At 72.3% G+C, this 22,287-nt stretch carries 17 protein-coding genes and 1 pseudogene; 14 read left to right on the top strand and 4 right to left on the bottom strand.

What is annotated here, in order from left to right:
- Window positions 1-12: 12 nt before the first annotated feature.
- From cydB to holA, 7 genes and pseudogenes are all read left to right on the top strand, one after another.
- Window positions 13-1,017 (top strand): cytochrome d ubiquinol oxidase subunit II, encoded by a 1,005-nt coding sequence (gene cydB / locus ITJ50_RS12460; RefSeq protein WP_017886655.1) that lies wholly within the window; start codon window positions 13-15, stop codon window positions 1,015-1,017.
- 10 nt (window positions 1,018-1,027) lie between these two features.
- Complete coding sequence (cydD, locus tag ITJ50_RS12455) at window positions 1,028-2,734, top strand: thiol reductant ABC exporter subunit CydD (protein ID WP_194590607.1); 1,707 nt, start codon at window positions 1,028-1,030, stop codon at window positions 2,732-2,734.
- Window positions 2,731-4,419 carry a thiol reductant ABC exporter subunit CydC gene (cydC, locus tag ITJ50_RS12450; protein WP_194590606.1) on the top strand — a complete coding sequence of 563 codons (1,689 nt, stop codon included), beginning with the start codon at window positions 2,731-2,733 and terminating at the stop codon, window positions 4,417-4,419. The genes cydD and cydC overlap by 4 nt, the downstream gene beginning before the upstream one ends.
- A 50-nt stretch (window positions 4,420-4,469) precedes the next feature.
- Window positions 4,470-7,031 carry a leucine--tRNA ligase gene (gene leuS / locus ITJ50_RS12445; protein ID WP_139179704.1) on the top strand — a complete coding sequence of 854 codons (2,562 nt, stop codon included), beginning with the start codon at window positions 4,470-4,472 and terminating at the stop codon, window positions 7,029-7,031.
- A gap of 107 nt (window positions 7,032-7,138) precedes the next feature.
- Complete coding sequence (locus ITJ50_RS12440) at window positions 7,139-7,891, top strand: ComEA family DNA-binding protein (protein WP_082509344.1); 753 nt, start codon at window positions 7,139-7,141, stop codon at window positions 7,889-7,891.
- Window positions 7,848-9,758: pseudogene (locus ITJ50_RS18000) on the top strand (ComEC/Rec2 family competence protein); the annotation flags it as partial. The gene ITJ50_RS12440 and the pseudogene ITJ50_RS18000, both read left to right, overlap by 44 nt.
- 547 nt (window positions 9,759-10,305) lie before the next feature.
- Complete coding sequence (gene holA, locus ITJ50_RS12425) at window positions 10,306-11,325, top strand: DNA polymerase III subunit delta (protein ID WP_194590670.1); 1,020 nt, start codon at window positions 10,306-10,308, stop codon at window positions 11,323-11,325.
- Window positions 11,326-11,536: 211 nt separating this feature from the next.
- Here the strand turns inward: holA and rpsT are convergent, their stop codons facing one another.
- Entirely contained in the window at window positions 11,537-11,797 is a 261-nt protein-coding gene (gene rpsT, locus ITJ50_RS12420; protein ID WP_017886662.1) for a 30S ribosomal protein S20, read from the bottom strand.
- 222 nt (window positions 11,798-12,019) lie between these two features.
- On the opposite strand from rpsT, the gene ITJ50_RS12415 reads away from it, so the two are divergent.
- Window positions 12,020-13,186: a pyridoxal phosphate-dependent aminotransferase gene (locus ITJ50_RS12415; RefSeq protein WP_071251390.1), complete on the top strand. Its 1,167-nt coding sequence runs from the start codon at window positions 12,020-12,022 to the stop codon at window positions 13,184-13,186.
- A 289-nt stretch (window positions 13,187-13,475) separates the two neighbouring features.
- Complete coding sequence (gene lepA, locus ITJ50_RS12410; protein WP_056068283.1) at window positions 13,476-15,323, top strand: translation elongation factor 4; 1,848 nt, start codon at window positions 13,476-13,478, stop codon at window positions 15,321-15,323.
- A 7-nt stretch (window positions 15,324-15,330) separates the two neighbouring features.
- On the opposite strand, the gene ITJ50_RS12405 is transcribed toward lepA, so the two are convergent.
- Complete coding sequence (locus ITJ50_RS12405) at window positions 15,331-15,828, bottom strand: hypothetical protein (RefSeq protein ID WP_194590605.1); 498 nt, start codon at window positions 15,826-15,828, stop codon at window positions 15,331-15,333.
- A gap of 131 nt (window positions 15,829-15,959) precedes the next feature.
- On the opposite strand from ITJ50_RS12405, the gene ITJ50_RS12400 reads away from it, so the two are divergent.
- Entirely contained in the window at window positions 15,960-16,607 is a 648-nt protein-coding gene (locus ITJ50_RS12400) for a DUF1990 family protein (protein ID WP_017886666.1), read from the top strand.
- A gap of 83 nt (window positions 16,608-16,690) precedes the next feature.
- Here ITJ50_RS12400 and ITJ50_RS12395 read toward each other — a convergent pair whose 3' ends face one another.
- Window positions 16,691-17,383 (bottom strand): HAD family hydrolase, encoded by a 693-nt coding sequence (locus ITJ50_RS12395; RefSeq protein WP_052481883.1) that lies wholly within the window; start codon window positions 17,381-17,383, stop codon window positions 16,691-16,693.
- A gap of 29 nt (window positions 17,384-17,412) precedes the next feature.
- Between ITJ50_RS12395 and hemW the strand changes: the two genes are divergently transcribed.
- Window positions 17,413-18,666, top strand: a complete 1,254-nt coding sequence (gene hemW, locus ITJ50_RS12390) for a radical SAM family heme chaperone HemW (protein ID WP_031259452.1) — start codon at window positions 17,413-17,415, stop codon at window positions 18,664-18,666.
- 37 nt (window positions 18,667-18,703) lie between these two features.
- Here the strand turns inward: hemW and ITJ50_RS17940 are convergent, their stop codons facing one another.
- Window positions 18,704-19,249 carry a DUF4870 domain-containing protein gene (locus ITJ50_RS17940; RefSeq protein ID WP_307359225.1) on the bottom strand — a complete coding sequence of 182 codons (546 nt, stop codon included), beginning with the start codon at window positions 19,247-19,249 and terminating at the stop codon, window positions 18,704-18,706.
- A gap of 109 nt (window positions 19,250-19,358) precedes the next feature.
- Between ITJ50_RS17940 and hrcA the strand changes: the two genes are divergently transcribed.
- The 3 genes from hrcA to ITJ50_RS12370 are packed head-to-tail and all read left to right on the top strand — an operon-like array spanning window position 19,359 to window position 22,258.
- A complete protein-coding gene (gene hrcA, locus ITJ50_RS12380; RefSeq protein WP_017886670.1) occupies window positions 19,359-20,378 on the top strand; it encodes a heat-inducible transcriptional repressor HrcA in 1,020 nt (339 codons plus the stop codon).
- A 33-nt stretch (window positions 20,379-20,411) separates the two neighbouring features.
- Window positions 20,412-21,524, top strand: a complete 1,113-nt coding sequence (gene dnaJ / locus ITJ50_RS12375) for a molecular chaperone DnaJ (RefSeq protein ID WP_017886671.1) — start codon at window positions 20,412-20,414, stop codon at window positions 21,522-21,524.
- Entirely contained in the window at window positions 21,524-22,258 is a 735-nt protein-coding gene (locus ITJ50_RS12370) for a 16S rRNA (uracil(1498)-N(3))-methyltransferase (RefSeq protein ID WP_194590604.1), read from the top strand. The genes dnaJ and ITJ50_RS12370 overlap by 1 nt, the downstream gene beginning before the upstream one ends.
- Window positions 22,259-22,287 lie beyond the last annotated feature (29 nt).

Below are 22,287 nucleotides of genomic sequence, written 5' to 3'. Positions count from 1 at the left end.
GGACGCTGCCTGATGGATCTCCCCGTTCTCTGGTTCGCGATCGTCGGCGTCTTCTTCGTCGGCTACTTCGTCCTCGACGGATTCGACTTCGGTGTCGGCATGTCCCTGCCGTTCCTCGGCAAGGACGACACCGACCGTCGGGTCCTGATCAACACCATCGGCCCGGTCTGGGACCTCAACGAGACCTGGGTCATCGTGGCCGGCGCCTGCCTGTTCGCGGCGTTCCCGGAGTGGTACGCCACGATGTTCTCCGGGTTCTACCTGGCGCTGTTGCTCATCCTCGCCGCGCTCATCGCCCGAGGGGTGTCGTTCGAGTACCGGCACCAGAACAAGCACCTCGAGTGGAAGCGCCGCTTCGACCTGATGATCATCGTCGGCAGCGCCGTGCCGTCGTTCCTGTGGGGCGTCGCGTTCGGCAACGTCGTCCGTGGCATCCCGATGGACGCCGGGCACAACTACACCGGCACGTTCTTCGACCTGCTCAACCCGTTCGCCCTGCTGACCGGTGCCGCGACGCTGCTGGTGTTCTTCACCCACGGTGTCGTCTTCGTCGCGCTGAAGACCGAGGGCGAGATCCGCGAACGCGCCAAGCGCCTGGCGACCCGGGCCGGCATCGTCACGATCGTCGTCGGCGCCACGTTCCTGGTGTCGATGGCCTTCGTCCGCGCCACCCCGGCCTCGCTGGTGCTCTCCGTGGTCGCCGCCCTGGCCCTGGTGCTCGCGGTGCTCTGCAACGCCTGGGGCAAGGAGGGACGCGCCTTCACCCTGATGGCGGTCACCATCGCCGCGATCGTGCTCGCGATGTTCACGGCGATCTTCCCCGACGTGATGCCCGCTTCGAACGACGTCGCGAACAGCCTGAACGTGTACAACGCCTCGTCCGGGTCGTACACGCTGAGCGTGATGAGCTGGGTCGCGCTGATCTTCGTGCCGCTGGTCTTCGCCTACCAGGCCTGGACCTACTGGATCTTCCGCAAGCGCGTCTCCCGCGCCCAGATCACCGCGGCAGCGCACTAGGCATCCGACGATGAAGCCCCTCGACCCCCGACTCCTGCGGCTGTCCCGGACCGCGCGCGGCTTCATCGTCGCGGCCGCCGGCACGGGGGTCCTGCGCACGCTCGCGACCATCGGGATCGCGTGGGGGATCGCCGCGGCCGTCACCCTCGGGGTCGACGCCGTGCACGACGGCACGGTGCCGGCCGCGTTCGGGCAGGCACTCGCCCTGCTCGGCGGGGCGTTCGTCCTGCGGGCAGTGGCGGCGTGGGCCACCGACGACCTGGCAGCCCGCGCCGCGGCGAAGGTGAAGAGCGAGATGCGCACGACGGTGCTCGCCCGTGCCGCCGAGCGCGGTCCGTCGTGGCTCGCCGGCCGGTCGAGCGCTGGCTTCGCCACCACGCTCGGCCCCGGACTCGACGCCCTCGACGCCTACTTCGGCCGGTACCTGCCGCAGCTCGCGCTCACCGCGATCGCGACGCCGGTGCTCCTGGTCGCGATCGGCGTGGGCGACCTGACCAGCGGGCTCATCATCCTGTTCGCCCTGCCGGTGATCCCGGTCTTCATGATCCTGATCGGCCTGGCCACGCAGTCGCTGCAGCGGAAGCAGTCGGACGCCCTCGCGAAGCTGGGTGGCGCCTTCACCGAGGCGGTCGAGGGACTCGCCACGCTCAAGGTCTTCGGTCGTGCGCGCCGCCAGGTCGGTCGCATCGGGGCGGTCACCGACGAGTACCGCCGCGGCACGATCGGCGTGCTCCGGCTGTCGTTCGTGAGCGGCTTCGCGCTCGAGCTCGCCGCGAGCCTGTCCGTCGCACTGGTCGCCGTCTCGATCGGCATCCGCCTGGTGGACGGCTCGCTCGGCCTCGGCGCCGCGATGTTCGTGCTCGTCCTGGCACCCGAGGCCTTCGCCCCCATCCGCCAGGTCGGCGCCGACTTCCACGCCGCCCAGGACGGCGTCGAGGCGTCGGCCGCGGTGCTCGACGTCCTGGCGGACGACGCCGACGACGGTGACGCCCCGGCCCCGGCCCCGGCCCCGGGCCGCAGCATCCGGGTGCACAGCGGCGGGAGCGAGACCGACACCGACGGCGCCGAAGCCGCCACCGCCCTGGACGTCCGCGGGCTCACCGTCCGCCGCCCCGACGTCGTGATCGGGCCGTTCGACCTGCACGCCGAACCGGGCACCGTCGTCGTGCTCGCCGGCCCGAGCGGCTCCGGCAAGTCCAGCATCATCGCCGCACTCCGCGGTGTCCTGCCCCACGACGGCACCGTCACCGTGCCCGGCCCGGCCAGCGCATCCGTCGCCGAGCGCACCACCTGGGCCGACCAGCGGCCACGTCTCGTGCGCGGGACGATCGCCGAGAACGTCGCGCTCAGCGCGACCCCGGACGACGCCGACGTGCGCACCGCCCTGGGCGACGCGGGGCTGGGACTCGACCCGGGCCTCCCGGTCGGCGCCGGTGGCAGCGGACTGTCCGGTGGCCAGGCGCAGCGCGTCGCCGTCGCCCGCGCGCTGTACCGCGTACGCCGCGCCGCCACACCCCTCGTGCTGCTCGACGAGCCGACGTCCGCACTGGACGCCGAGGCCGAGGCGCGCGTCGTCGCTGCCGTCCGTGGCCTGGCGGCCGGCGGCGCCGTCGTCGTGGTCGCCAGCCACCGACCGGCGGTCGTCGCCGCGGCCGACGTCCGCGTGGACATCGCGGTCGGCGGATCCGTGACGGTCCGCAGGGGGGTGCGCGCATGAGCCGGGAGGCCCGTGGCGGCTCCGTCCTGCGGCTCGCGATGCCGCACGGGTCGGGTTGGGCGAAGGCGGTCGCCGCCGGCTCGCTCAGCGCCGTCTGCGCCGTCGCGCTCCTCGCCGCCAGTGGCTACCTGATCACCCGCGCCGCCGAGCACCCGCCGATCCTGTACCTGACGCTCGTGATGGTCGGCGTGCGTGCGTTCGCGCTGGGGCGCGCCGTGCTGCGCTACGTCGACCGGCTCGCCGGGCACGACGCCTCGTTCCGGCAACTGGCCGTGGTGCGGACCGAGATGTACCGGCGGCTCGCGTCGATCGCGCCCGCCGGGCTCGGCCGCACCGGTCGCGGAGACCTCATGACGCGCCTGGTGACCGACACCGACCGGCTGCAGGACCTGCCGATCCGCGTCGTCGGCCCGCTCGTGTCCGCCGGGGTCGTCGCGGTGCTGTCGGTCGTCGCCGTGGCGCTCGTGTCGGTGCCGGCCGCGCTCGTGCTCGTCCTCGCGCTGGCGGTCGCTGCCCTGATCGGCACGATCGTCACCCGGTCGATCGCCGAGCGCTCGGACCGCGAGACCGCCGCCGATCGTGGTCGTGTCGCCGACCTCGTGCTCGACACCGTCCGCACGCTCGACGTCTTCGCCGCCTACGGCACCCTCGACGAACGGCTCGCGCACATCGCCCGGCTCGATGCCGGCGTCACCCGGGCCGTCCGGCGCCGCGGCACGGTCGAGTCGCTCGTCGGTGCCCTGGTCGGACTGGTCGGTGGCGGTGCGGTGATCGGGATCCTCGCCGTCGGTGCCCCTGCCGTCGTGTCGGGTGCGCTCGTCGGTCCGCTCTGGGCCCTGGCGGTCTTCGTGCCGCTCGCGCTCTTCGAGGTCGTCGGGACCGTCCCGCTCGCCGTCCTGACGCTCCGCCGGGTACGTGCTGCCGCCGACCGGGTCGAGCAGGTGGTGCCCGCCGAGGTGCCCGCCGACATCGTCCCCGAGCCCGACGAGGACGCCGACCCGGCGTCGCTCGTGGTCGAGGGGTCGGTCACGCTCGCCGTGCAGGACCTGACCGTCCGCTGGCCCGGGGCCGCCGAGCCGGCGGTCGACGGGGTCTCGTTCACGCTCACCCCCGGCGAGGTCGTCGTCCTGCAGGGGCCGAGCGGCGCCGGCAAGTCCACGCTCGTCGACGCGCTCGTCCGGTTCGTGGAGCACGACGGCTCCTACACGCTCGACGGCGTCGAGGCGCGGACGATGCACCCGGACGCCGTGCGGGCCCGTGTCGGCCTGATCGAACAGGACCCGTTCGTGTTCGACCAGTCGGTGCGGCAGAACCTGCTCTTCGCCCGCGAGACCGCCACCGACGACGAGCTCCTCGCCGTGCTCGACCGGGTCGGCCTGGGGGACTGGGTCGTCCGACGGGGTGGGCTCGACGCCTCGGTGGGGGAACGCGGCGTGCTCGTGTCCGGCGGGCAGGCGCACCGGCTCGCCCTGGCCCGAGCACTGCTGCACGCGTTCCCGGTGCTGGTGCTCGACGAACCGACCGCCGACGTCGACCCCGACCTCGGCGACTCGGTGCTCCGCGACCTCGTCACCACCGCCCGCGCAGCGGGTCGGTCGGTCGTCATCGTGTCGCACGTCCCGGTGGCGCCGGACCTGGTCGACCGCACCCTGCGGATGCGGGACGGACGCCTGCTCGCCGGGTGAGCCGACGGGCGGACGCGGGACGGGCCTCCCGGCTTGTATCGTTGACGACCGTGACCACCGACCAGCACGCCGAGGACCCGAACGCCTACGACTTCCGTCGTATCCAGGAGAAGTGGCAGCCCCGCTGGGAAGCGCTCGGGCTCTTCACCACGGACCTCGACGACACCCGTCCGCGCAAGTACATCCTCGAGATGTTCCCGTACCCGTCCGGCGACCTGCACATGGGGCACGCCGAGAACTGGGCGCTCGGTGACTTCGTCGCGCGCTACTGGCGCCAGCAGGGCTTCAACGTGCTGCACCCGATCGGATGGGACTCGTTCGGGCTGCCCGCCGAGAACGCGGCGATCAAGCGCGGGGTGGACCCGAAGGACTGGACCTACGCGAACATCGAGCAGCAGAAGGCGTCCTTCAAGCGCTACGCGCCGTCGTTCGACTGGACCACCGAGATCCACACCTCGGACCCCGAGTACTACAAGTGGAACCAGTGGCTGTTCCTGAAGATGTACGAGAAGGGCCTGGCCTACCGCAAGGACAGCTGGGTCAACTGGGACCCGGTGGACCAGACCGTGCTCGCGAACGAGCAGGTCCTCGCCGACGGCACCTCGGACCGCTCCGGCGCCGTCGTCGTCAAGAAGAAGCTCACGCAGTGGTACTTCAAGATCACCGAGTACGCCGACCGGCTGCTCGACGACCTGAACCAGCTCGAGGGGCGGTGGCCGGCGAAGGTCATCGCGCAGCAGCGCAACTGGATCGGTCGCTCGGTCGGCGCGGACGTCGACTTCGTGATCGAGGGCCGTGACGAGCCCGTCACGGTCTTCACCACCCGCCCGGACACGATCCACGGGGCCACGTTCCTGGTCGTCGCACCGGACTCCGACCTGGCGGCTGAGCTGGTCGCCGACCCGTCGGTGCCGTCCTCCGTCCGTGACGACTTCGACGCCTACCTGACGGCGACGCAGAAGACGTCCGAGATCGACCGGCAGAACGCCGACCGCCCGAAGACCGGTGTGCCGCTCGGACGTTCCGCGATCCACCCGCTGACGGGGGAGCGCCTGCCGATCTGGGCCGCCGACTACGTGCTCGCCGACTACGGGCACGGCGCCGTGATGGCCGTTCCCGCACACGACCAGCGCGACCTCGACTTCGCGCGGGCGTTCGACCTGCCCGTCAAGGTCGTCGTCGACACCAACGCCGCCGTCACCGGCGCGATCCCGGTCATCCCCGAGGGTGCGACGCTCGACGACTTCGACGTGCCGACCCTCGACCCGGTCGCCACCGGCGAAGCGCTGACCGGCCAAGGCCGGATGATCAACTCCGGGCCGCTCGACGGCATGTCGAAGCAGCACGCCATCACCGCGGCCATCGCCCTGCTCGAGGAGCGCGGCACCGGCCGTGCCGCCAAGACCTACCGCCTGCGCGACTGGCTCATCTCGCGCCAGCGTTTCTGGGGCACCCCGATCCCGATCATCCACGGCGCCGACGGCACGGAGCACCCGGTGCCCGAGGACCAGCTGCCGATCGTGCTGCCCGACACCGAGGGCCTCGACCTCAAGCCGAAGGGCACCTCGCCCCTCGGCGGCGCGACCGACTGGGTGAACGTCCCGAACCCCGTCGACGGCACCCCGGCCCTCCGCGACACCGACACGATGGACACCTTCGTCGACTCGTCGTGGTACTTCCTGCGGTTCCTGTCGGCGCAGGACGACACCCAGGCGTTCGACCCGGCTGCCGCGCGGCGCTGGGCCCCGGTCGACCAGTACATCGGCGGCATCGAGCACGCGATCCTGCACCTGCTCTACGCCCGCTTCGTCACGAAGGTCCTGTTCGACCTCGGGTACCTCGACTTCACCGAGCCGTTCTCGGCGCTCCTCAACCAGGGCATGGTGCTGTCCGGCGGCTCGAAGATGTCGAAGTCGAAGGGTGGCGTCTCGCTCGGTGACGAGCTCGACGCGAACGGCGTCGACGCGATCCGCCTGGTGATGGGCTTCGCCGGTCCGCCCGAGGACGACATCAACTGGGAGGACGTCTCCCCGTCCGCGTCGGCACGGTTCCTGGCGCGCGCGTACCGGCTGGCGCTCGACGTCACGTCGTCGCGCGACGCCGTGTGGGCCGACGGGGACCGGGCACTCCGCCAGGTCACCCACCGGTTCCTCGCCGACGCCCCCGGCATGATGGAGGCGTTCAAGTTCAACGTCGTGATCGCACGACTGATGGACCTGGTGAACGTCACCCGCAAGGCGATCGACAGCGGCCCCGGCGCCGGCGACCCCGCCGTGCGTGAGGCCGTCGAGACCATCGCCCTCGCGTTGAGCGTCTTCGCGCCGTACACCGGCGAAGAGATGTGGGAGCGGCTGGGCTACGAGGCCACCGTCGCCACGTACGGCTGGCGGAAGGCCGACCCGACGCTGCTCGTGCAGGAGACCCTGACGGCCGTCGTGCAGGTCAACGGCAAGGTGCGTGACTCGTTCGAGGTGTCGAAGTCGATCGAGGCGGACGAGCTCGAGCAGCTGGCGCGGTCCTCGGCGAACGTGCAGCGGTACATCGGTGACCGCGAGATCGTGAAGGTGATCGTCCGGGCTCCGAAGCTCGTGAACATCGCCATCAAGGGGTAGCGACCGTCGCTGGCATCGTCCCTCACAGCGGGGGCGTTCGCGGCACCCGTCCACGGGTGTGACCTCCGGAGCCCGGCCGACCGGCCGGGTTCCGTAGCGTTCGGGGCATGTCGTCCCCGTCGCCCTCCGGACCCTGGTGGTCCCGCCTTGCGCTGTCACCACGGGCAGCCGTGGTGTTGGCGGCGGTCGTGGTGGTGGTCGCCGTCGTCGTGGTGCTCGTCGGGGCGCTGGTGTCGGGTGGCGGCGAGGGGACCGGGGGAACCGGTGGGGTCGTCGTGCGTGGGGCGCCGACGGCCAGCGCGGGTGGGGCGTCAGCCGCGCCGTCACCGTCTGCAGGTGCGTCTGCCGGTGCTGCTCCGTCCGCTCCTGGTGCCGGGCACGTCGTGGTGCACGTGCTCGGTGCGGTGCGGCGGAGCGGTGTGGTCGAGCTGCCGGCAGCGAGTCGTGTCGGTGACGCCGTCCGACGTGCCGGTGGGGCGACGGACGACGCCGACCTCGACCGCCTGAACCTGGCCCGGGTGCTGACGGACGGCGAGCGGTTGTACGTGCCGCGGGTCGGCCAGCAGGAGGTGCCCGAGGCGCTCGGACCGGTGACGGGAGGTGGCACCGCCGGGTCAGCAGGCGACACCGACGCCGCCACCGGGGCTGGCGAGACCGGGGCCGAGGGGTCGGTCGTCGATCTGAACACCGCCGACCAGGCCGCCCTCGAGACCCTGCCCGGCATCGGCCCCGGGCTGGCCGGACGGATCATCGCCTGGCGGGACGAGCACGGTCGGTTCGGCTCGGTCGAGGACCTGCTCGACGTCAGCGGGATCGGTGACGTGCGGTTCGCCGAGCTGCGCGACCGCGTGCGGGTCTGAGGCGCGCGTGCAGCTCGCACCGAGCGCGATCGACCTGCGGGTCGCGGCGCCCGTCGCCGTCGTGTGGATCCTGACCGCCCTGCTCATCGGAGCGCCCCACGTCGCCCCGGTGGTCGCCGGGGTCGCCGTGCTCGTGACCGGTGTGAGCGGCATCGCGCTCCGCACGCGACGCTGCGGCGGGGCCGTGCGGGGCGTCGCCGGGCTGGTCCTCGTCGCCGGGGCGCTGGCCACGCTGCTCGCGGTGTCGGTCACCGTGGGGGATTCCCGACGGGCCCCGGAGGGACTGCGTGCCCTCGTCGCCGGTCCGGACGCCGGGCGCGTCGAGGTCGAGGCGGTGCTGTCCCGCGACCTCGTGCCGGGGGACCGCTCCGTCACCGCCACGCTCGTGCGTGCCGACGGGCTCGACGGGCTCCGCGCGCCGGTCCGGCTCGTGCCCGACCTGCACGGTGACGCACCCGGTGCCGTGCTGGCGGCCGGGGCTCGGGTCACCGGGTCCGCCGCCGTGCAGCCCGACCAACCGGGATCGGCGACCGCCTTCGTGGCGTTCCTGCGCGGGACACCGTCATCGGAGCCCCCCACCGGGCTGCTCGGCGCCACCGACACCGCCCGACAGGCGTTCGTCCGGGCCACGGCCGACCTGCCGCAGCCGGGGGCGGCACTGCTGCGGGGGCTGGCGATCGGCGACCGTTCCGGCCTCGACCCGGGGACCGAGGCGGCGATGGAGACCTCGGCGCTGACGCACCTGACGGCGGTGTCCGGGGCGAACTGCGCCGTGGTGGTCGGGCTGGTGGTCGTCCTCGGCCGTGCCTGCGGGCTGCCGCGCGGGCTCCGGGCCGCGGTGGCCGTCGTGGTGCTCCTGGCGTTCGTCGTCCTGGTGCGGCCCGACCCCTCGATCGTCCGGGCGACGGTGATGGCGATCGTGGTGCTGGTCGTGCACCTCGCCGGCAGACCCGTGCGGGGCGTGCCGCTCATCGCACTCGCCGCGATCGGCATGCTCGTGGTGGATCCCTGGTTCGCGCGGTCGTTCGCGTTCGCCCTGTCCGTGCTCGCCACGAGCGGCATCGTGGTGCTCGGCCCACCGCTCACCGAGCTGCTGGCGCGTCGCGTGTGGCCGCCGGTCGCCGCCGCACTGGCGATCCCCGTGGCGGCCCAGGTGGCGTGCTGGCCCGTGACGATCCCACTGTCGGCAGCGCTCCCGACCTACGCGGTGCCGGCGAACCTGCTGGCGGAGCCGTTCGCGCCGGTCGTCACGGTGATCGGACTCGCCGCGTGCACCGTCGCACCGGTGTGGCCGGCGGGTGCCCAGGCGCTCGCGGCCGTCGCGTGGGTGCCCGCTGCTGCCGTCGGGGGCATCGCGCACGGGGCGGCCGCCCTGCCGCACGCCTCGGCGCCGTGGCCGGCCGGAGTGCTCGGTGTGGCAGCCGCCGTGCTGGTGTGCGGCTGCATCGCGACGGCCGTGCTGGTCCGGGGCCGGATCGGCTCCCGAATGCTGCTCGCCGCAGGGTCCGTGCTCGTGGTCGGTGTCGCAGCGGTCTCCGTCCCGGTGCTCGTGGTGCGCGGCTCCGTCCCCGGCGACTGGTCGGTGGCCGCGTGCGACGTCGGGCAGGGTGACGCCGTGCTGCTCCGCGGCGGCGACGCCGTTGCCCTCGTGGACACCGGCGACGACGAGGAACGGCTCCTGGCGTGCCTGGACCTGCTCGGGATCAGCCGGATCGACCTGCTCGTCCTGACGCACTTCGACCGCGACCACGTCGGCGCGGTGGGAGCCGTGGCGGACACGGTCGAGACCGCCCTGGTCGGACCCGTCGGCCGCGCGTCGGACGGCCGGGTGGTCGACGACCTGCTGAGTGCGGGCGTGGACGTCCGGACGGCCGACGACCGGGTCTCCGGCACCCTCGGGCCGCTCGCCTGGCGGGTCGCGTGGCCCCTGGCCGGCAGCCGTGACGCCGGCAACGACGCGAGCATCGTGCTGGTCACCGGGCCGGCGGACGGCAGTGCCTGCGCCACGTGTCTGACCGGGGTCTTCCTCGGTGACCTGGGGGAGTCGTCGCAACGCCGGCTCCGGAACTCCGGGGGACTGCCGGCGGGGCCGATCGACGTCGTGAAGGTGGCGCACCACGGCTCGGCGGACCAGGACCCGCAGCTCTACCGGGGGCTCGCCGCGCGCGTCGGGCTGATCGGGGTCGGCGCGGACAACACGTACGGGCACCCGACCGCGTCGGCCCTCGACGTGCTCGATGCCGCCGGCACGCTGCCGCTCCGCACCGATCAGCGCGGAACCGTCGTGCTCGCTCGGTCCGGCGCCGACGAGGTGCGGGTGTGGACGGAACGCTCGCCGTCGGCGGCCGCCCGTAGGATCGACGGTGCACCACTCGACCCGGCACCGTCCGGGCCGGCACCACCGGAAGGACCACATGGCCGCCAAGAAGCCCGCGCGCGCCGCGGCGAAGATCGACCAGGTGCCCTGGTCGGGGATCCGTCCGGCGCCCGTCGTGCTCATCACCGGGCCCGAAGCGTTCCTCGCCGACCGCGCCCGCGGTGTGCTGAAGGACCTGCTGCAGGGCGAGGACCCCGCGCTCGAGGTGCACGACCTCGAAGCCGACCAGTACGCCCCCGGGCTGCTCGCCACCCTCGCCAGCCCGTCGCTGTTCGGCGAGCCGCGACTGGTGCAGGTGACCAACGTCGAGAAGTGCACCGACGCCTTCATCACCGAGACGATCTCGTACCTGCAGGCCCCCGCCGACGACGTCACCCTGGTGCTCCGGCACGGCGGCGGCATGCGCGGCAAGAAGCTCCTCGACACGATCCGCAGCGGCGTCGGCGGCGGGGTCGAGGTGCTCTGCGACGAGCTCAAGCGCGAGACCGACCGCATCGACTTCGTGAACGCCGAGTTCCGGGCCGCACGACGCCGGATCGCCCCGTCCGCCGTCCGTACCCTGGTGACCGCGTTCGCCGACGACCTCGCCGAACTGGCCGCGGCGTGCCGGCAGCTCCTGGCGGACGAGGCCGATGAGATCACCGACAAGGTCGTCGACAAGTACTACGGCGGCCGCGTCGAGACGAACGCGTTCAAGGTCGCCGACATCGCGCTCGCGGGTCGGTCGGCACCTGCGATCGTCGAGCTGCGCCACGCCCTGGCCACCGGCGAAGCCCCCGTGCCGATCGTCGCCGCGTTCGCGAGCAAGATCCGCACGATGGCGAAGGTCAGCGCGTTCCGGGGCCCGAGCGGGCAGGCGGCCTCGGCGCTCGGCATGGCGCCGTGGCAGGTGCAGCGCGCACAGCGTGACGTCGCCGGCTGGAGCGAGTCCGGGTTGGCGAACGCGATCATCAGCATCGCCGAGGCGGACACCGCGGTGAAGGGCGGCTCGCGCGACGCGCACTACGCGCTCGAGGTCATGGTCCGCACCATCGCCCGACGCGGCGAGCCCCGCTGAGGCGAGTCGCGCCTCCCGGATTTCCCGCGCCGATCGGCCGGCGTTTCGTGAGCAGAAAGGGTCGGGTCCGTCATCGCGACCCGACCCTTTCTGCTCACGAAACGAACCCAACGCACCCCACACCGCGCACGCACCCAACGCACAGCGCCCCACGCACGACGAAGGCCCCGCACCAACGGTGCGGGGCCTTCGGACCAGAAGGGTCAGGGCGTCAGAGCGACGAGACCTTCTTCGCGATGGCCGACTTGCGGTTCGCGGCCTGGTTCTTGTGGATGACACCCTTGCTCACGGCCTTGTCGAGCTTCTTCGACGCCAGGGCCAGGGCCGCGACGGCCTTGTCCTTGTCACCGGCGGCGACGGCGTCGTTGGCACGACGGATGTGCGTCTTGAGCTCCGACTTGTACGCCTTGTTGCGCTCGGTGGCCTTGAGGTTGGTCTTGATGCGCTTGATCTGCGACTTGATGTTCGCCATGAATTGCTCCTGCTCGTCTCGTACGGGTGGGCGCGACCGCAGGGTAGAGGGGCCCTTGGTCGCATCGCGTTCCACCCGTGGGCGGGGAACGCGGAAGCCAGCCACCAACACTACCAGGCCGCGGGGCCGCCACCAAAGCACGAAACACCGCCGGATCGGCGGAAGCCCGCGGCCGACCGCGCCGAAACGCCGTGGCAACACGCAGCGGATAGCGTGACGGACATGCCCTCCCTCGCACCGCGCATCGACACCGTGCCCGCCTCCGGCATCCGGAGGGTCTTCGAGCAGGCGGCCCTGCTGCAGTCGAGCGGCACCGACGTCACGATGCTCGTGATCGGCGAGCCGGACGTCCCGGTGGCGCCGCACATCGGCGAGGCGGCCCGTCGTGCGTGGACCGAGGACCGCACCGGGTACACCCCGAACGGCGGGATCGCGCCGCTCCGCGAGGCCGTCCGCGACAAGCTCCGCCGTGAGAACCGGATCGAGGCCGACCTCGAGCAGATCTGGATGACGATCGGCGCGACGCAGGCGCTGTTCCAGGCGATGACGCTGACCCTGAGCCCGGGTGACGAGGTGCTCGTGCCGGACCCCGGCTACACGACGTTCACGATGAACGCCCACATCATCGGGGCGACGCCGGTGCCGTACCGGCTGGAGCCGCAGCACGGGTTCGAGCCCGACCTGCCGGCCCTCGAGGCGAGCGTCACCGAACGCACCCGGGTGCTCGTCGTGAACTCGCCGTCGAACCCGCTCGGTTCGGTGTTCGGCGAGGAGACCCTCCGTGCGCTCCTCGCCTTCGCGAAGCGGCACGACCTCTGGGTGATCAGCGACGAGGTCTACGAGTACTTCACCTACGGCACCCGCCACGTCAGCCTGGCCGCGCTCGACGAGGACGACCGCGTGTTCTCGGCGTTCTCGCTCAGCAAGACGTACGCGATGACCGGTGTCCGTGTCGGGTACCTCGTCACGCCGAAGGGGCTCGGTGCGACGATGCGGACCACGCAGGAGGCGATGATCAGCTGCGTCGCCGAACCCGACCAGTACGCGGCCCTCGCGGCGATCGTGGGGGACCACTCCGCGGTGCGCGACGCCCGGGAGCACTACCGCGCGAACCTCGAGGTCGCGAAGGAGACGCTCGACGCCGCCGGCATCCGGTACCTCGACCCGCGCGGGGCGTTCTACCTGTGGATCGACATGTCGCACGCTTCCGACGGCGACATCGCCGAGTGGGCGCTCGGGTTCCTGCAGCGTGAACGGGTCGCCGTCGCGCCGGGCAGCGCCTTCGGACGCTCCGGCGAGGGGTGGATCCGCGTCTGCCTCGCAGCCACCGCGGACGACCTGCGGCGCGGCCTGGGCGCGCTGCCGGCTCCGGCGCGCGCGGCCGTCTGACGCGGTCCACACGGCGGGGAGGCCCGGTGCCGGTCGGCAGGACGGCGCACGGAACGCAGTCCTCCACCTGGTGCGAGGCTGCTCGCCCCGTGCCGAGCAGCATCCGGTCACCGGGGGGTCAACGGCGCACGGACCCGCCGACCTCGCACCGTGCGGGGTCCAGCACGCCGACGCGAGAGCGCACCGGAAGCGGATCAACCGCGCACCGTGCGTGGCGGATGCGCGCCGTGCCTCCAGGGCGGGTGAAGCGTGGGAGACTGTTGCGACCGTCCGACCCACCTGAGGAACCGTGAGCCCACAAGCATCCGCTCCGCTGGAGCCCGCAGCGACCCCGGCCGACGCGATCCGCAACTTCTGCATCATCGCGCACATCGACCACGGCAAGTCGACGCTGGCCGACCGCATGCTGTCGATCACCGGCATCGTCGAGGACCGCGCGATGCGTGCGCAGTACCTCGACCGCATGGACATCGAGCGCGAGCGCGGCATCACGATCAAGTCGCAGGCCGTCCGCATGCCGTGGGAACTCGACGGTGAGACCTTCGCGTTGAACATGATCGACACCCCGGGGCACGTCGACTTCTCGTACGAGGTCTCGCGGTCCCTGGCGGCGTGCGAGGGCGCGATCCTGCTCGTCGACGCCGCGCAGGGCATCGAGGCGCAGACGCTCGCGAACCTGTACCTGGCGCTCGAGAACGACCTCGAGATCATCCCGGTCCTCAACAAGATCGACCTGCCCGCGGCCGAGCCGGACAAGTACGCCGCCGAGCTCGCGCAGCTCATCGGTGGCAAGCCCGAGGACGTCCTCCGGGTCTCCGGCAAGACGGGCGTCGGCGTGTCCGAGCTCCTCGACCTGGTGGTCCGCCGCGTGCCGGCCCCCGTCGGCGACGCCGAGGCCGCGCCCCGCGCGATGATCTTCGACTCGGTCTACGACAGCTACCGCGGTGTCGTCACCTACGTCCGCATGATCGACGGCACCATCTCGCCTCGCGAGAAGGTCCAGATGATGTCGACCAAGTCGACGCACGAGATCCTGGAGATCGGGGTCTCGAGCCCGGAGCCGAAGCCCACCAAGGGCCTGTCGGTCGGCGAGGTCGGCTACCTGATCACCGGCGTGAAGGACGTCCGCCAGTCGAAGGTCGGCGACACCGTCACCAGCGCGCAGAAGCCCGCGACCCAGGCACTGCCCGGCTACACCGACCCGAAGCCGATGGTCTTCTCGGGCCTGTACCCGATCGACGGCAGCGACTACCCGGTGCTCCGTGAAGCGCTCGACAAGCTCAAGCTCTCCGACGCCGCACTGGTCTACGAGCCGGAGACCTCGGTCGCGCTCGGCTTCGGGTTCCGCTGCGGGTTCCTCGGGCTGCTGCACCTCGAGATCATCACCGAGCGGCTGTCCCGCGAGTTCGGCCTCGACCTCATCACCACCGCCCCGAGCGTGATCTACGAGGTCACGACCGAGGACAACGCCGTGACCGAGGTCACGAACCCCTCGGAGTTCCCGACCGGGCGCATCGTCGAGGTCCGCGAGCCGATGGTCCGCGCCGCGATCCTGGCGCCGAAGGACTACGTCGGCGCGATCATGGAGCTCTGCCAGCAGCGCCGTGGCTCCCTGCTCGGCATGGAGTACCTCGGCGAGGACCGCGTCGAGATCCGCTACGAGATGCCCCTCGGCGAGATCGTCTTCGACTTCTTCGACCAGCTGAAGAGCAAGACGCAGGGGTACGCATCGCTCGACTACGAGCCCACCGGCGACCAGGCCGCCGACCTCGTCAAGGTCGACATCCTGCTGCAGGGCGACCAGGTCGACGCGTTCAGTGCGATCGTGCACCGCGACAAGGCGTACGCCTACGGCACGCTCATGACCGAGCGGCTGCGCAAGCTCATCCCGCGCCAGCAGTTCGAGGTGCCGATCCAGGCCGCCATCGGCGCCCGCATCATCGCCCGCGAGAGCATCCGCGCCATGCGCAAGGACGTCCTGGCCAAGTGCTACGGCGGTGACATCACCCGCAAGCGCAAGCTCCTCGAGAAGCAGAAGGAGGGCAAGAAGCGCATGAAGACCATCGGTCGGGTCGAGGTCCCGCAGGAAGCCTTCATCGCGGCGCTCTCCGGCGACGTCGAAGAGAAGAAGAAGTAGCGCCGGTTCAGCCGGTGCGGCGGGCGCGGGCCCGCAGGGCGGCCAGGCCGAGGGCCGGGAGGCTCGCCGCGGCCAGTCCCGCCAGTGCGGTCCGCAGGATGGCCCAGTGGGCAGCCGCGTCGAAGTCGGTCTGTCGGCCCGAGGTGACCCCGGCGGCCACGGCGCCGACCACCATCGCGAGGGTCACCACCGCGAGGGCGAGCGGGAGCCGTCGGCCCGGGTGACGACGCACCGCGGACACCAGTGCGGCACCGAACAGCAGCACCCCGGCGCCGGCACAGCTGGCCCCGACGGCGGCGATGACGTTCGCGGTGTCGAAGCCGGTCCACGCCTCGGGGGCGAGTGCGACGGCGGCGTACCGGGCGGGGGACGCCGCAGCCGAGGTCGTCACGTCCACCAGCACCCGGGCGGCGGCCGCCAGGCCGAACGCGACGAGCGTGAGCACGGCGAGGGCAGCGGTCCGGCGGTCGACGGACCGCGGGCGGGCGGGGGTGGTGTGGGGCACCTGCTGACGATAGCCGCGTGGCGGGCGCTTGTCGGGCCTCCAGTTCGGGGCGCACCGGCGCCGCGCCGGTCGGGCGGAGCTGAGAGGGGATCGGTTCGATCCGGGGCGGCCCGCCCAAGTAGCATGGCGGCATGAGCATCCGCGGGAGCTACCGGACCGCCCTGACGTACGGCGCGGTGGGGGCGACCCAGGCGTCGGACCTCATGACCTACCCGCCCGAGGGCTTCACCCCGGCCGAGTCGCGCGCGCGGATCGGACACGGCGACCAGCGGTTCGAGACCGCCGTGGTGCAGGCACTGACGTGGCAGATCCAGGAGCGCAGCGGCGTGCGGGTCCGCGTCGAGGAGCAGCCCGACGACGACGAGGTCCGGTACAACCCGGTGACCTTCGACGACGACGGCGTGCCGATCGCTCCGGCGTCCATCGGGACGCCCCGGGTCGAGAAGTTCGCACCGGACGGCACACCGCTGCTGACGGCGGGCACGAGCGCGACCCTGACGATCCACGCCTTCGGGCAGACCGTGCTGGCACCGGTGCGGGTTGTGTCGATCATCGACGAGCACGACCGCAAGGGCTTCGCGTACGGCACGCTCGAGGGGCATCCGCTCTCCGGCGAGGAGTCGTTCGTCGTCGAGCGCACCCAGGACGGCTCGGTGTGGCTGCAGATCCGGCAGTTCTCGCAGCCGTCGAGCGCGAAGTGGCGTTTCGTCGCGCCGTTCGTACGCCGGCAGCAGAAGGTCATGGCGGAGAAGTACCTGGCGGCACTGCGGGGCGACTAGGCGCCGGGGCGCGCCTGTCGCGCCGGGGCCGCGCCTGTCGCGCGGGGGTCGTGGCCGTCGCGCCGGGCGCGTCCGGCCACTGCTCAGCGCAGCGGCGGGAGCGCGGCGATCGCGTCCTCGATGAGCGCCGCGTCCTGCTGGCAGTCGCGCGCGACCGTCACGGCGTTCGTGTGCCGGAGCGCGTCGACGTCGTAGATGCCGGTCGCCACGGCGAGGAACGGGATGCCGGCGGCGTCGGCTGCCTCGCCGTCACGCGGGGTGTCGCCGACGATCACCGCCCGGGTGCCGACCAGGTCGGCGGCGGCACGGTGGGTGACCCCCGCCCGCTCGACCTCGGTGTCGCCGAAGTACGAGTGCTCCCAGTCGAAGCCGTCGGGGTCGAACCCGGCGCCGGTGAGCTTCACCCGGGCGCGGTACTCCGAGTTGCCGGTGAGCAGCCCGTTGCGCCACCCGAGCTCGGCGAACCGGGTCAGGAGCGCCTTCGCTCCGGGGACGGGGCTGCGGTGGTCGCCGGAGGCGTGCCGTTCGGCGGTCAGGTCGTGCAGGTGCCGACTGACCGTGGGGATCAGGGTGTCCTCGAACGCGTGGGCGCGCACGTGCTCGGCGATGAGTCCGGCGTCGGTCCGGCCGTGCTGGTGCCCCACCCGCAGGGTGAGGTCGCGGCCCACCGCCCGCTCGAGGGCCAGGTGGTAGAGGTTGCCCGGGGACGACGCGTTCATCACGAGGGTGCCGTCGATGTCCCACAAGACCGTGGTGGGGACGGGATGGTGCTCCATGGCTCCCATCATGACGGACAATGGACTCCATGCCGAGTGCTCTCCCGATCGCCGATCCAGCACCCGCGGACGGCCTGATCACGCCGTGGGCGGCAGCGGGCCCCGCCACCGGCCCCGGCGCTGCTCCCGCCGCCGGTGACGTCCCGTTCGGCGTCTACGTGCACGTCCCGTTCTGCCGTGTGCGCTGTGGCTACTGCGACTTCAACACCTACACGGCCTCCGAGCTCCGCGGCGTCCGTCGCGACGACTACGCCGGCCACGCCGTGCGCGAGATCGAGTGGGCCGCGACCGTGCTCGACCGTTCCGGCGTGCCGCGGCGCCCGGTGTCGACCGTGTTCTTCGGCGGCGGGACCCCGACCATGCTGCCGGCGTCCGACCTGGCGATGATCCTGCGGGCGATCGACGACACGTGGGGCATCCTGCCCGGGGCCGAGGTCACCACCGAGGCGAACCCCGACTCCGTCGACGCGGCGTCGCTCGAGACGCTGCGGGCCGGCGGGTTCAACCGGATCAGCTACGGGATGCAGTCCGCGGTGCCGCACGTGCTCGCCACGCTCGACCGCACGCACGACCCCCTGCGGGTCCCCGTCGTCGTCGACCTCGCGAAGCAGCAGGGGCTCGACGTCTCGCTCGACCTGATCTACTCCACGCCGGGGGAGTCGCTCGCCGACTGGCGGACCTCGCTCGACGCCGCGATCGCGTGCGAGCCCGACCACGTGTCGGCCTACTCGCTCATCGTCGAGGACGGCACCGCGATGGGCCGCATGGTCGCCCGCGGTGAGCTCCCCGCCCCCGACGACGACCTGGCCGCCGACATGTACGAGCTCGCCGACCAGGTGCTCGGTGACGCCGGCTACTCCTGGTACGAGGTGTCGAACTGGGCGCGCGGCGACGGGCACGCGAGTCGCCACAACCTGTCCTACTGGAAGGGCCACGACTGGTGGGGCGTCGGCCCCGGTGCGCACTCCGCCGTCGCCGGTACCCGCTGGTGGAACGTCAAGCACCCGGCCGCCTACGCGAACCGGGTGCTGTCGGGGGAGTCGCCGGCCGCCGGCCGCGAGACCATCGACGACGAGACGCGGTACGTCGAGCGCCTGCTGCTCGCCGCGCGGGTCCGCGGGGAGCTCGCCACGAGCGAGATCCGCCAGGAGGCCCGTGGCCGGGTCGCCGGCCTCATCGCACGCGGGCTCGTGGACGGGTCGGCCGCGGTGCGGGGACGCATCGACCTGACCCTGCAGGGTCGGCTGCTCGCCGACGCGGTGGTGCGGGAGCTGCTCGACTGAGCGGCGTTCGCACTGCTTGCTGCCGAGTGCGTGCCGCTTACTGCTTGATGAACTCGATCGAGAGCGGGTAGCGGTAGAACTGGCCCTGGTTCGCGGCGATCGCGGCCATGATGCTGAAGATCAGCGACACGATGCCCGCGGCGAAGATGATCAGGAGCCCGACCCCGAACACCGAGGTGAGGGAACCGACCACGTAGGCGATCGCCATCGTGATGTGGAAGTTCAGGGCGACCCGGGTGTGCTCGCGGATGAAGCCGCCGCGGTCGCGCAGGACCAGGTAGGCCACCAGCGGTGCGACCACGGTGAAGAAGATGCCGCCGATGTGCGTCAGCGTCGCCCAGAGGCGCTGGTCCTCGGGGCTCATCGGCTGGGGCGGGGTGTACCCGGAGGGGTACTGGGGCCCGCCGGGGTACTGGGGGCCGCCGGGCTGCTGCGGCCCGCCGGGGCCGGGGCCGTACTGGCCCCCGGGCTGCTGGGGGCCACTTGGCTGCTGGGGCCCGCCGGGCTGCTGGGGCCCGCCGGGCTGCTGCGGCCCGCCGGGCTGCTGGTCGGAAGGGCCGCCGGGCTGCTGTCCGTAGGTCATGGCGGAAGCGTATCGGCCGACCGCCCGGAAGTCCCGGGCCGTCAGTGGTCGGGCGTAGGATCAGCAGTCGACACGTCCGAGTGCCAGGTCGATCGGGAAGGAGACGCTCGTGGTCAGTGAACGCAGCCTCGAGGTCCTCAAGGCCATCGTGCGCGACTACGTGGCGTCGCGTGAACCCGTCGGGTCGAAGACCATCGTCGAGCGGCACGCCTTCGGGGTCAGCGCCGCGACGATCCGCAACGACATGGCCCTGCTCGAGGACGAACAGCTCATCGCGGCCCCGCACACCTCGTCCGGTCGCGTGCCGACCGACAAGGGCTACCGCCTCTTCGTGGACCACCTCGCCGGTGCCCGTCCGCTCTCCAGCGCGCAGCGGCACGCCATCGAGACCTTCCTCGGCGCCCCGAACGACCTCGACGAAGTCCTCGGGCGCACCGTCCGGTTGCTCAGCCAGCTCACGAACCAGGTCGCCCTGGTGCAGTACCCGTCGATGGTGCGCGCCCGGGTGCAGCACGTCGAGCTGGTGCGGCTCGGTGACGCCCGGCTGATGGTGGTGCTCATCACCGACACCGCCCGGGTCGAGCAGCGCGTGGTCGAGACCGACGTCGCGCTCGACGAGGACTCGCTGGGCGAACTCCGCACCGTGGTGAACGGCGCGACGGTGGGGCTCCTGCTGCAGGACGTCCCGACCGCACTCCGGGCCGTGCCGCAGCAGCTCCGCCCCGACGCCCAGACGCTCGGCGGGGTCGTCGTCGCCACGCTCATCGAGCAGGTCGCTGCGAACCGGCAGGACCGCCTGCTGATGGCCGGTGCGGCGAACCTGGCGAAGAGCGAGCAGGACTTCTCCGGCGGCCTCTTCCCCGTGCTCGAAGCGATCGAGGAACAAGTCACCCTGCTCCGCTTGTTCGGGGAGATGCAGGTGGACGACATCGCGGTGGCGGCCAGCATCGGCGTCGAGAACGCCGAGTACGGGCTCGACGCCACGAGCATCGTCGCCGGCGGCTACCTGGCCGGTGGCGAGGTGGCCCGACTGGGCGTCCTCGGACCGACCCGGATGGACTACGGCACGAACATGGCGGCCGTCCGGGCCGTCGCCCGGTACCTGTCCAAACTCCTGGGCGAACATTGACCAACCGACCGAACCCAACCGACTGAGGGATACGTGGCAGACCACTACGACGTCCTCGGCGTCCAGCGAGACGCCTCCGATGCCGACATCAAGAAGGCCTACCGCCGCCTGGCGCGTGAGCTCCACCCGGACGTGAACCCGGCACCCGACGCCGCCGAGCGCTTCAAGGACGTGACGCACGCGTACGACGTGCTGAGCGACCCCGAGCAGCGACGCCGGTACGACGCCGGACCGCAGGCCGACAGCCCCTTCGGAGGCGGTGCTGGCGGCTTCAGCGACATCTTCGACGCCTTCTTCGGTGGTGGCGGTGGCGGCGGACGTGGCTCCGGCCCCCGCAGCCGTGCCGAACGGGGGCAGGACGCCCTGCTCCGCATCGAGGTCGACCTCGACGAGGTCGTCTTCGGCACCCACAAGGACGTCGAGGTCGACACGGCCGTGCTGTGCGAGACGTGCCACGGCTCCTGCTGCGCACCGGGCACCAGCCCGCGCACGTGCGACATCTGCGGCGGTTCCGGGCACATCCAGCGCCAGGTCCGGTCGCTCCTCGGCAACGTCGTGACGAGCGCCCCGTGCGGCACCTGCCGCGGGTACGGCACCGTCATCCCGAGCCCCTGCCCGACCTGCCAGGGCCAGGGCCGCGTCCGCGCCCGTCGCACCGTGCCGGTGGACGTCCCCGCCGGCGTCGACTCCGGACTGCGGCTGCAGATGCCGGGCCAGGGCGAGGTCGGTCCGGCCGGTGGCCCGTCCGGTGACCTGTACCTCGAGATCCGCGTGCGCCACGACGACGTCTTCAGCCGCGACGGTGACGACCTGCTGGCCACGCTCGAGGTCGGCATGACCGACGCCGTCCTCGGCACGACCACCACCATCGACGGCCTCGACGGTCCGGTCGAGCTCGAGATCCGACCCGGTGTGCAGAGCGCCGACGTCCTCGTCATCAAGGACCGCGGCATCACGAAGCTGCGCGGGAACGGGCGCGGCGACCTGCGGGTCGGCGTGCAGGTCGTCACCCCGACCAAGCTGTCCCACAAGGAACGGCAGCTGGTCGAGCAGCTGGCGAAGTCGCACAAGACGACGGCTCCGCAGCTCGCCCGGTTCCAGCAGGGCATGTTCGGCAAGCTCCGCGACCGGTTCTTCAACCACTGATGGCGTCGCTGTACCTCGTCGACTCGCTCGACGTCGTCGTCGGCGACACGGTGTCGCTCGACGGCGCCGAGGGCCGGCACGCGGTCTCCGTCGCGCGGGTCCGGGTCGGCGAGGTCCTGCGGATCGCCGACGGTCGGGGCACCGTGGTGTCCGGGCCGGTCACGGCACTCGGCAAGGACACGCTGGAGCTCGCGGTCGAGACCCTCGAGCGCCACGACGCACCGCGTCCGTCGCTGACGCTGGTGCAGGCACTGGCGAAGGGCGGCCGCGACGAGATGGCCGTGCAGGCGGCGACCGAGATCGGTGTCGACCGGGTGGTGCCGTGGTCGGCTGCGCGCAGTGTGTCCCGGTGGGACGGCGCGAAGGTCGAGAAGGGTCGTGCGCGGTGGGCCGCCATCGCGCACGAGGCGGCGAAGCAGGCGATCCGTCCGCGCGTCCCTGTGGTGGCACCGCTCGCGACGACGGGCCAGCTCGTGTCGGCTCTCGGAGCAGGGACCGCACTCGTCGTGCTCGACCCCACCGCGACCGTGCGGCTCGCCACCTGGGAACCACCGACGGACGCCGAGGACATCGCGCTCGTCGTCGGACCCGAAGGCGGCATCGACGGTGCCGAGCTCGACCGGCTCGAGGCCGCCGGTGCGGTGCGTGTCCGACTCGGCGACAGCGTGCTCCGCACCTCCACCGCAGGACCGGCGGCACTCGCTGTCCTGCAGGCGCGACTGGGCCGCTGGTGAGCCGGACCCCGCCGTCGGACGCGTCCTAC

The sequence above is a fragment of the Curtobacterium sp. VKM Ac-2889 genome, assembly GCF_015350855.1.
GTDB classification, from domain to species: domain Bacteria; phylum Actinomycetota; class Actinomycetes; order Actinomycetales; family Microbacteriaceae; genus Curtobacterium; species Curtobacterium poinsettiae.
This window is presented reverse-complemented; position numbering and strand designations above follow the sequence as displayed.

What these genes read in the sequence shown, in the direction of transcription:
- cydB (WP_017886655.1), top strand. Translation starts at nt 13, where the DNA reads ATGGATCTCCCCGTTCTCTGGTTCGCGATCGTCGGCGTCTTCTTCGTC.
- cydD (WP_194590607.1), top strand. Translation starts at nt 1,028, where the DNA reads ATGAAGCCCCTCGACCCCCGACTCCTGCGGCTGTCCCGGACCGCGCGC.
- cydC (WP_194590606.1), top strand. Translation starts at nt 2,731, where the DNA reads ATGAGCCGGGAGGCCCGTGGCGGCTCCGTCCTGCGGCTCGCGATGCCG.
- ITJ50_RS12440 (WP_082509344.1), top strand. Translation starts at nt 7,139, where the DNA reads ATGTCGTCCCCGTCGCCCTCCGGACCCTGGTGGTCCCGCCTTGCGCTG.
- holA (WP_194590670.1), top strand. Translation starts at nt 10,306, where the DNA reads ATGGCCGCCAAGAAGCCCGCGCGCGCCGCGGCGAAGATCGACCAGGTG.
- rpsT (WP_017886662.1), bottom strand. Translation starts at nt 11,797, where the DNA reads ATGGCGAACATCAAGTCGCAGATCAAGCGCATCAAGACCAACCTCAAG.
- ITJ50_RS12415 (WP_071251390.1), top strand. Translation starts at nt 12,020, where the DNA reads ATGCCCTCCCTCGCACCGCGCATCGACACCGTGCCCGCCTCCGGCATC.
- ITJ50_RS12400 (WP_017886666.1), top strand. Translation starts at nt 15,960, where the DNA reads ATGAGCATCCGCGGGAGCTACCGGACCGCCCTGACGTACGGCGCGGTG.
- ITJ50_RS12395 (WP_052481883.1), bottom strand. Translation starts at nt 17,383, where the DNA reads ATGGAGCACCATCCCGTCCCCACCACGGTCTTGTGGGACATCGACGGC.
- hemW (WP_031259452.1), top strand. Translation starts at nt 17,413, where the DNA reads ATGCCGAGTGCTCTCCCGATCGCCGATCCAGCACCCGCGGACGGCCTG.
- ITJ50_RS17940 (WP_307359225.1), bottom strand. Translation starts at nt 19,249, where the DNA reads ATGACCTACGGACAGCAGCCCGGCGGCCCTTCCGACCAGCAGCCCGGC.
- ITJ50_RS12370 (WP_194590604.1), top strand. Translation starts at nt 21,524, where the DNA reads ATGGCGTCGCTGTACCTCGTCGACTCGCTCGACGTCGTCGTCGGCGAC.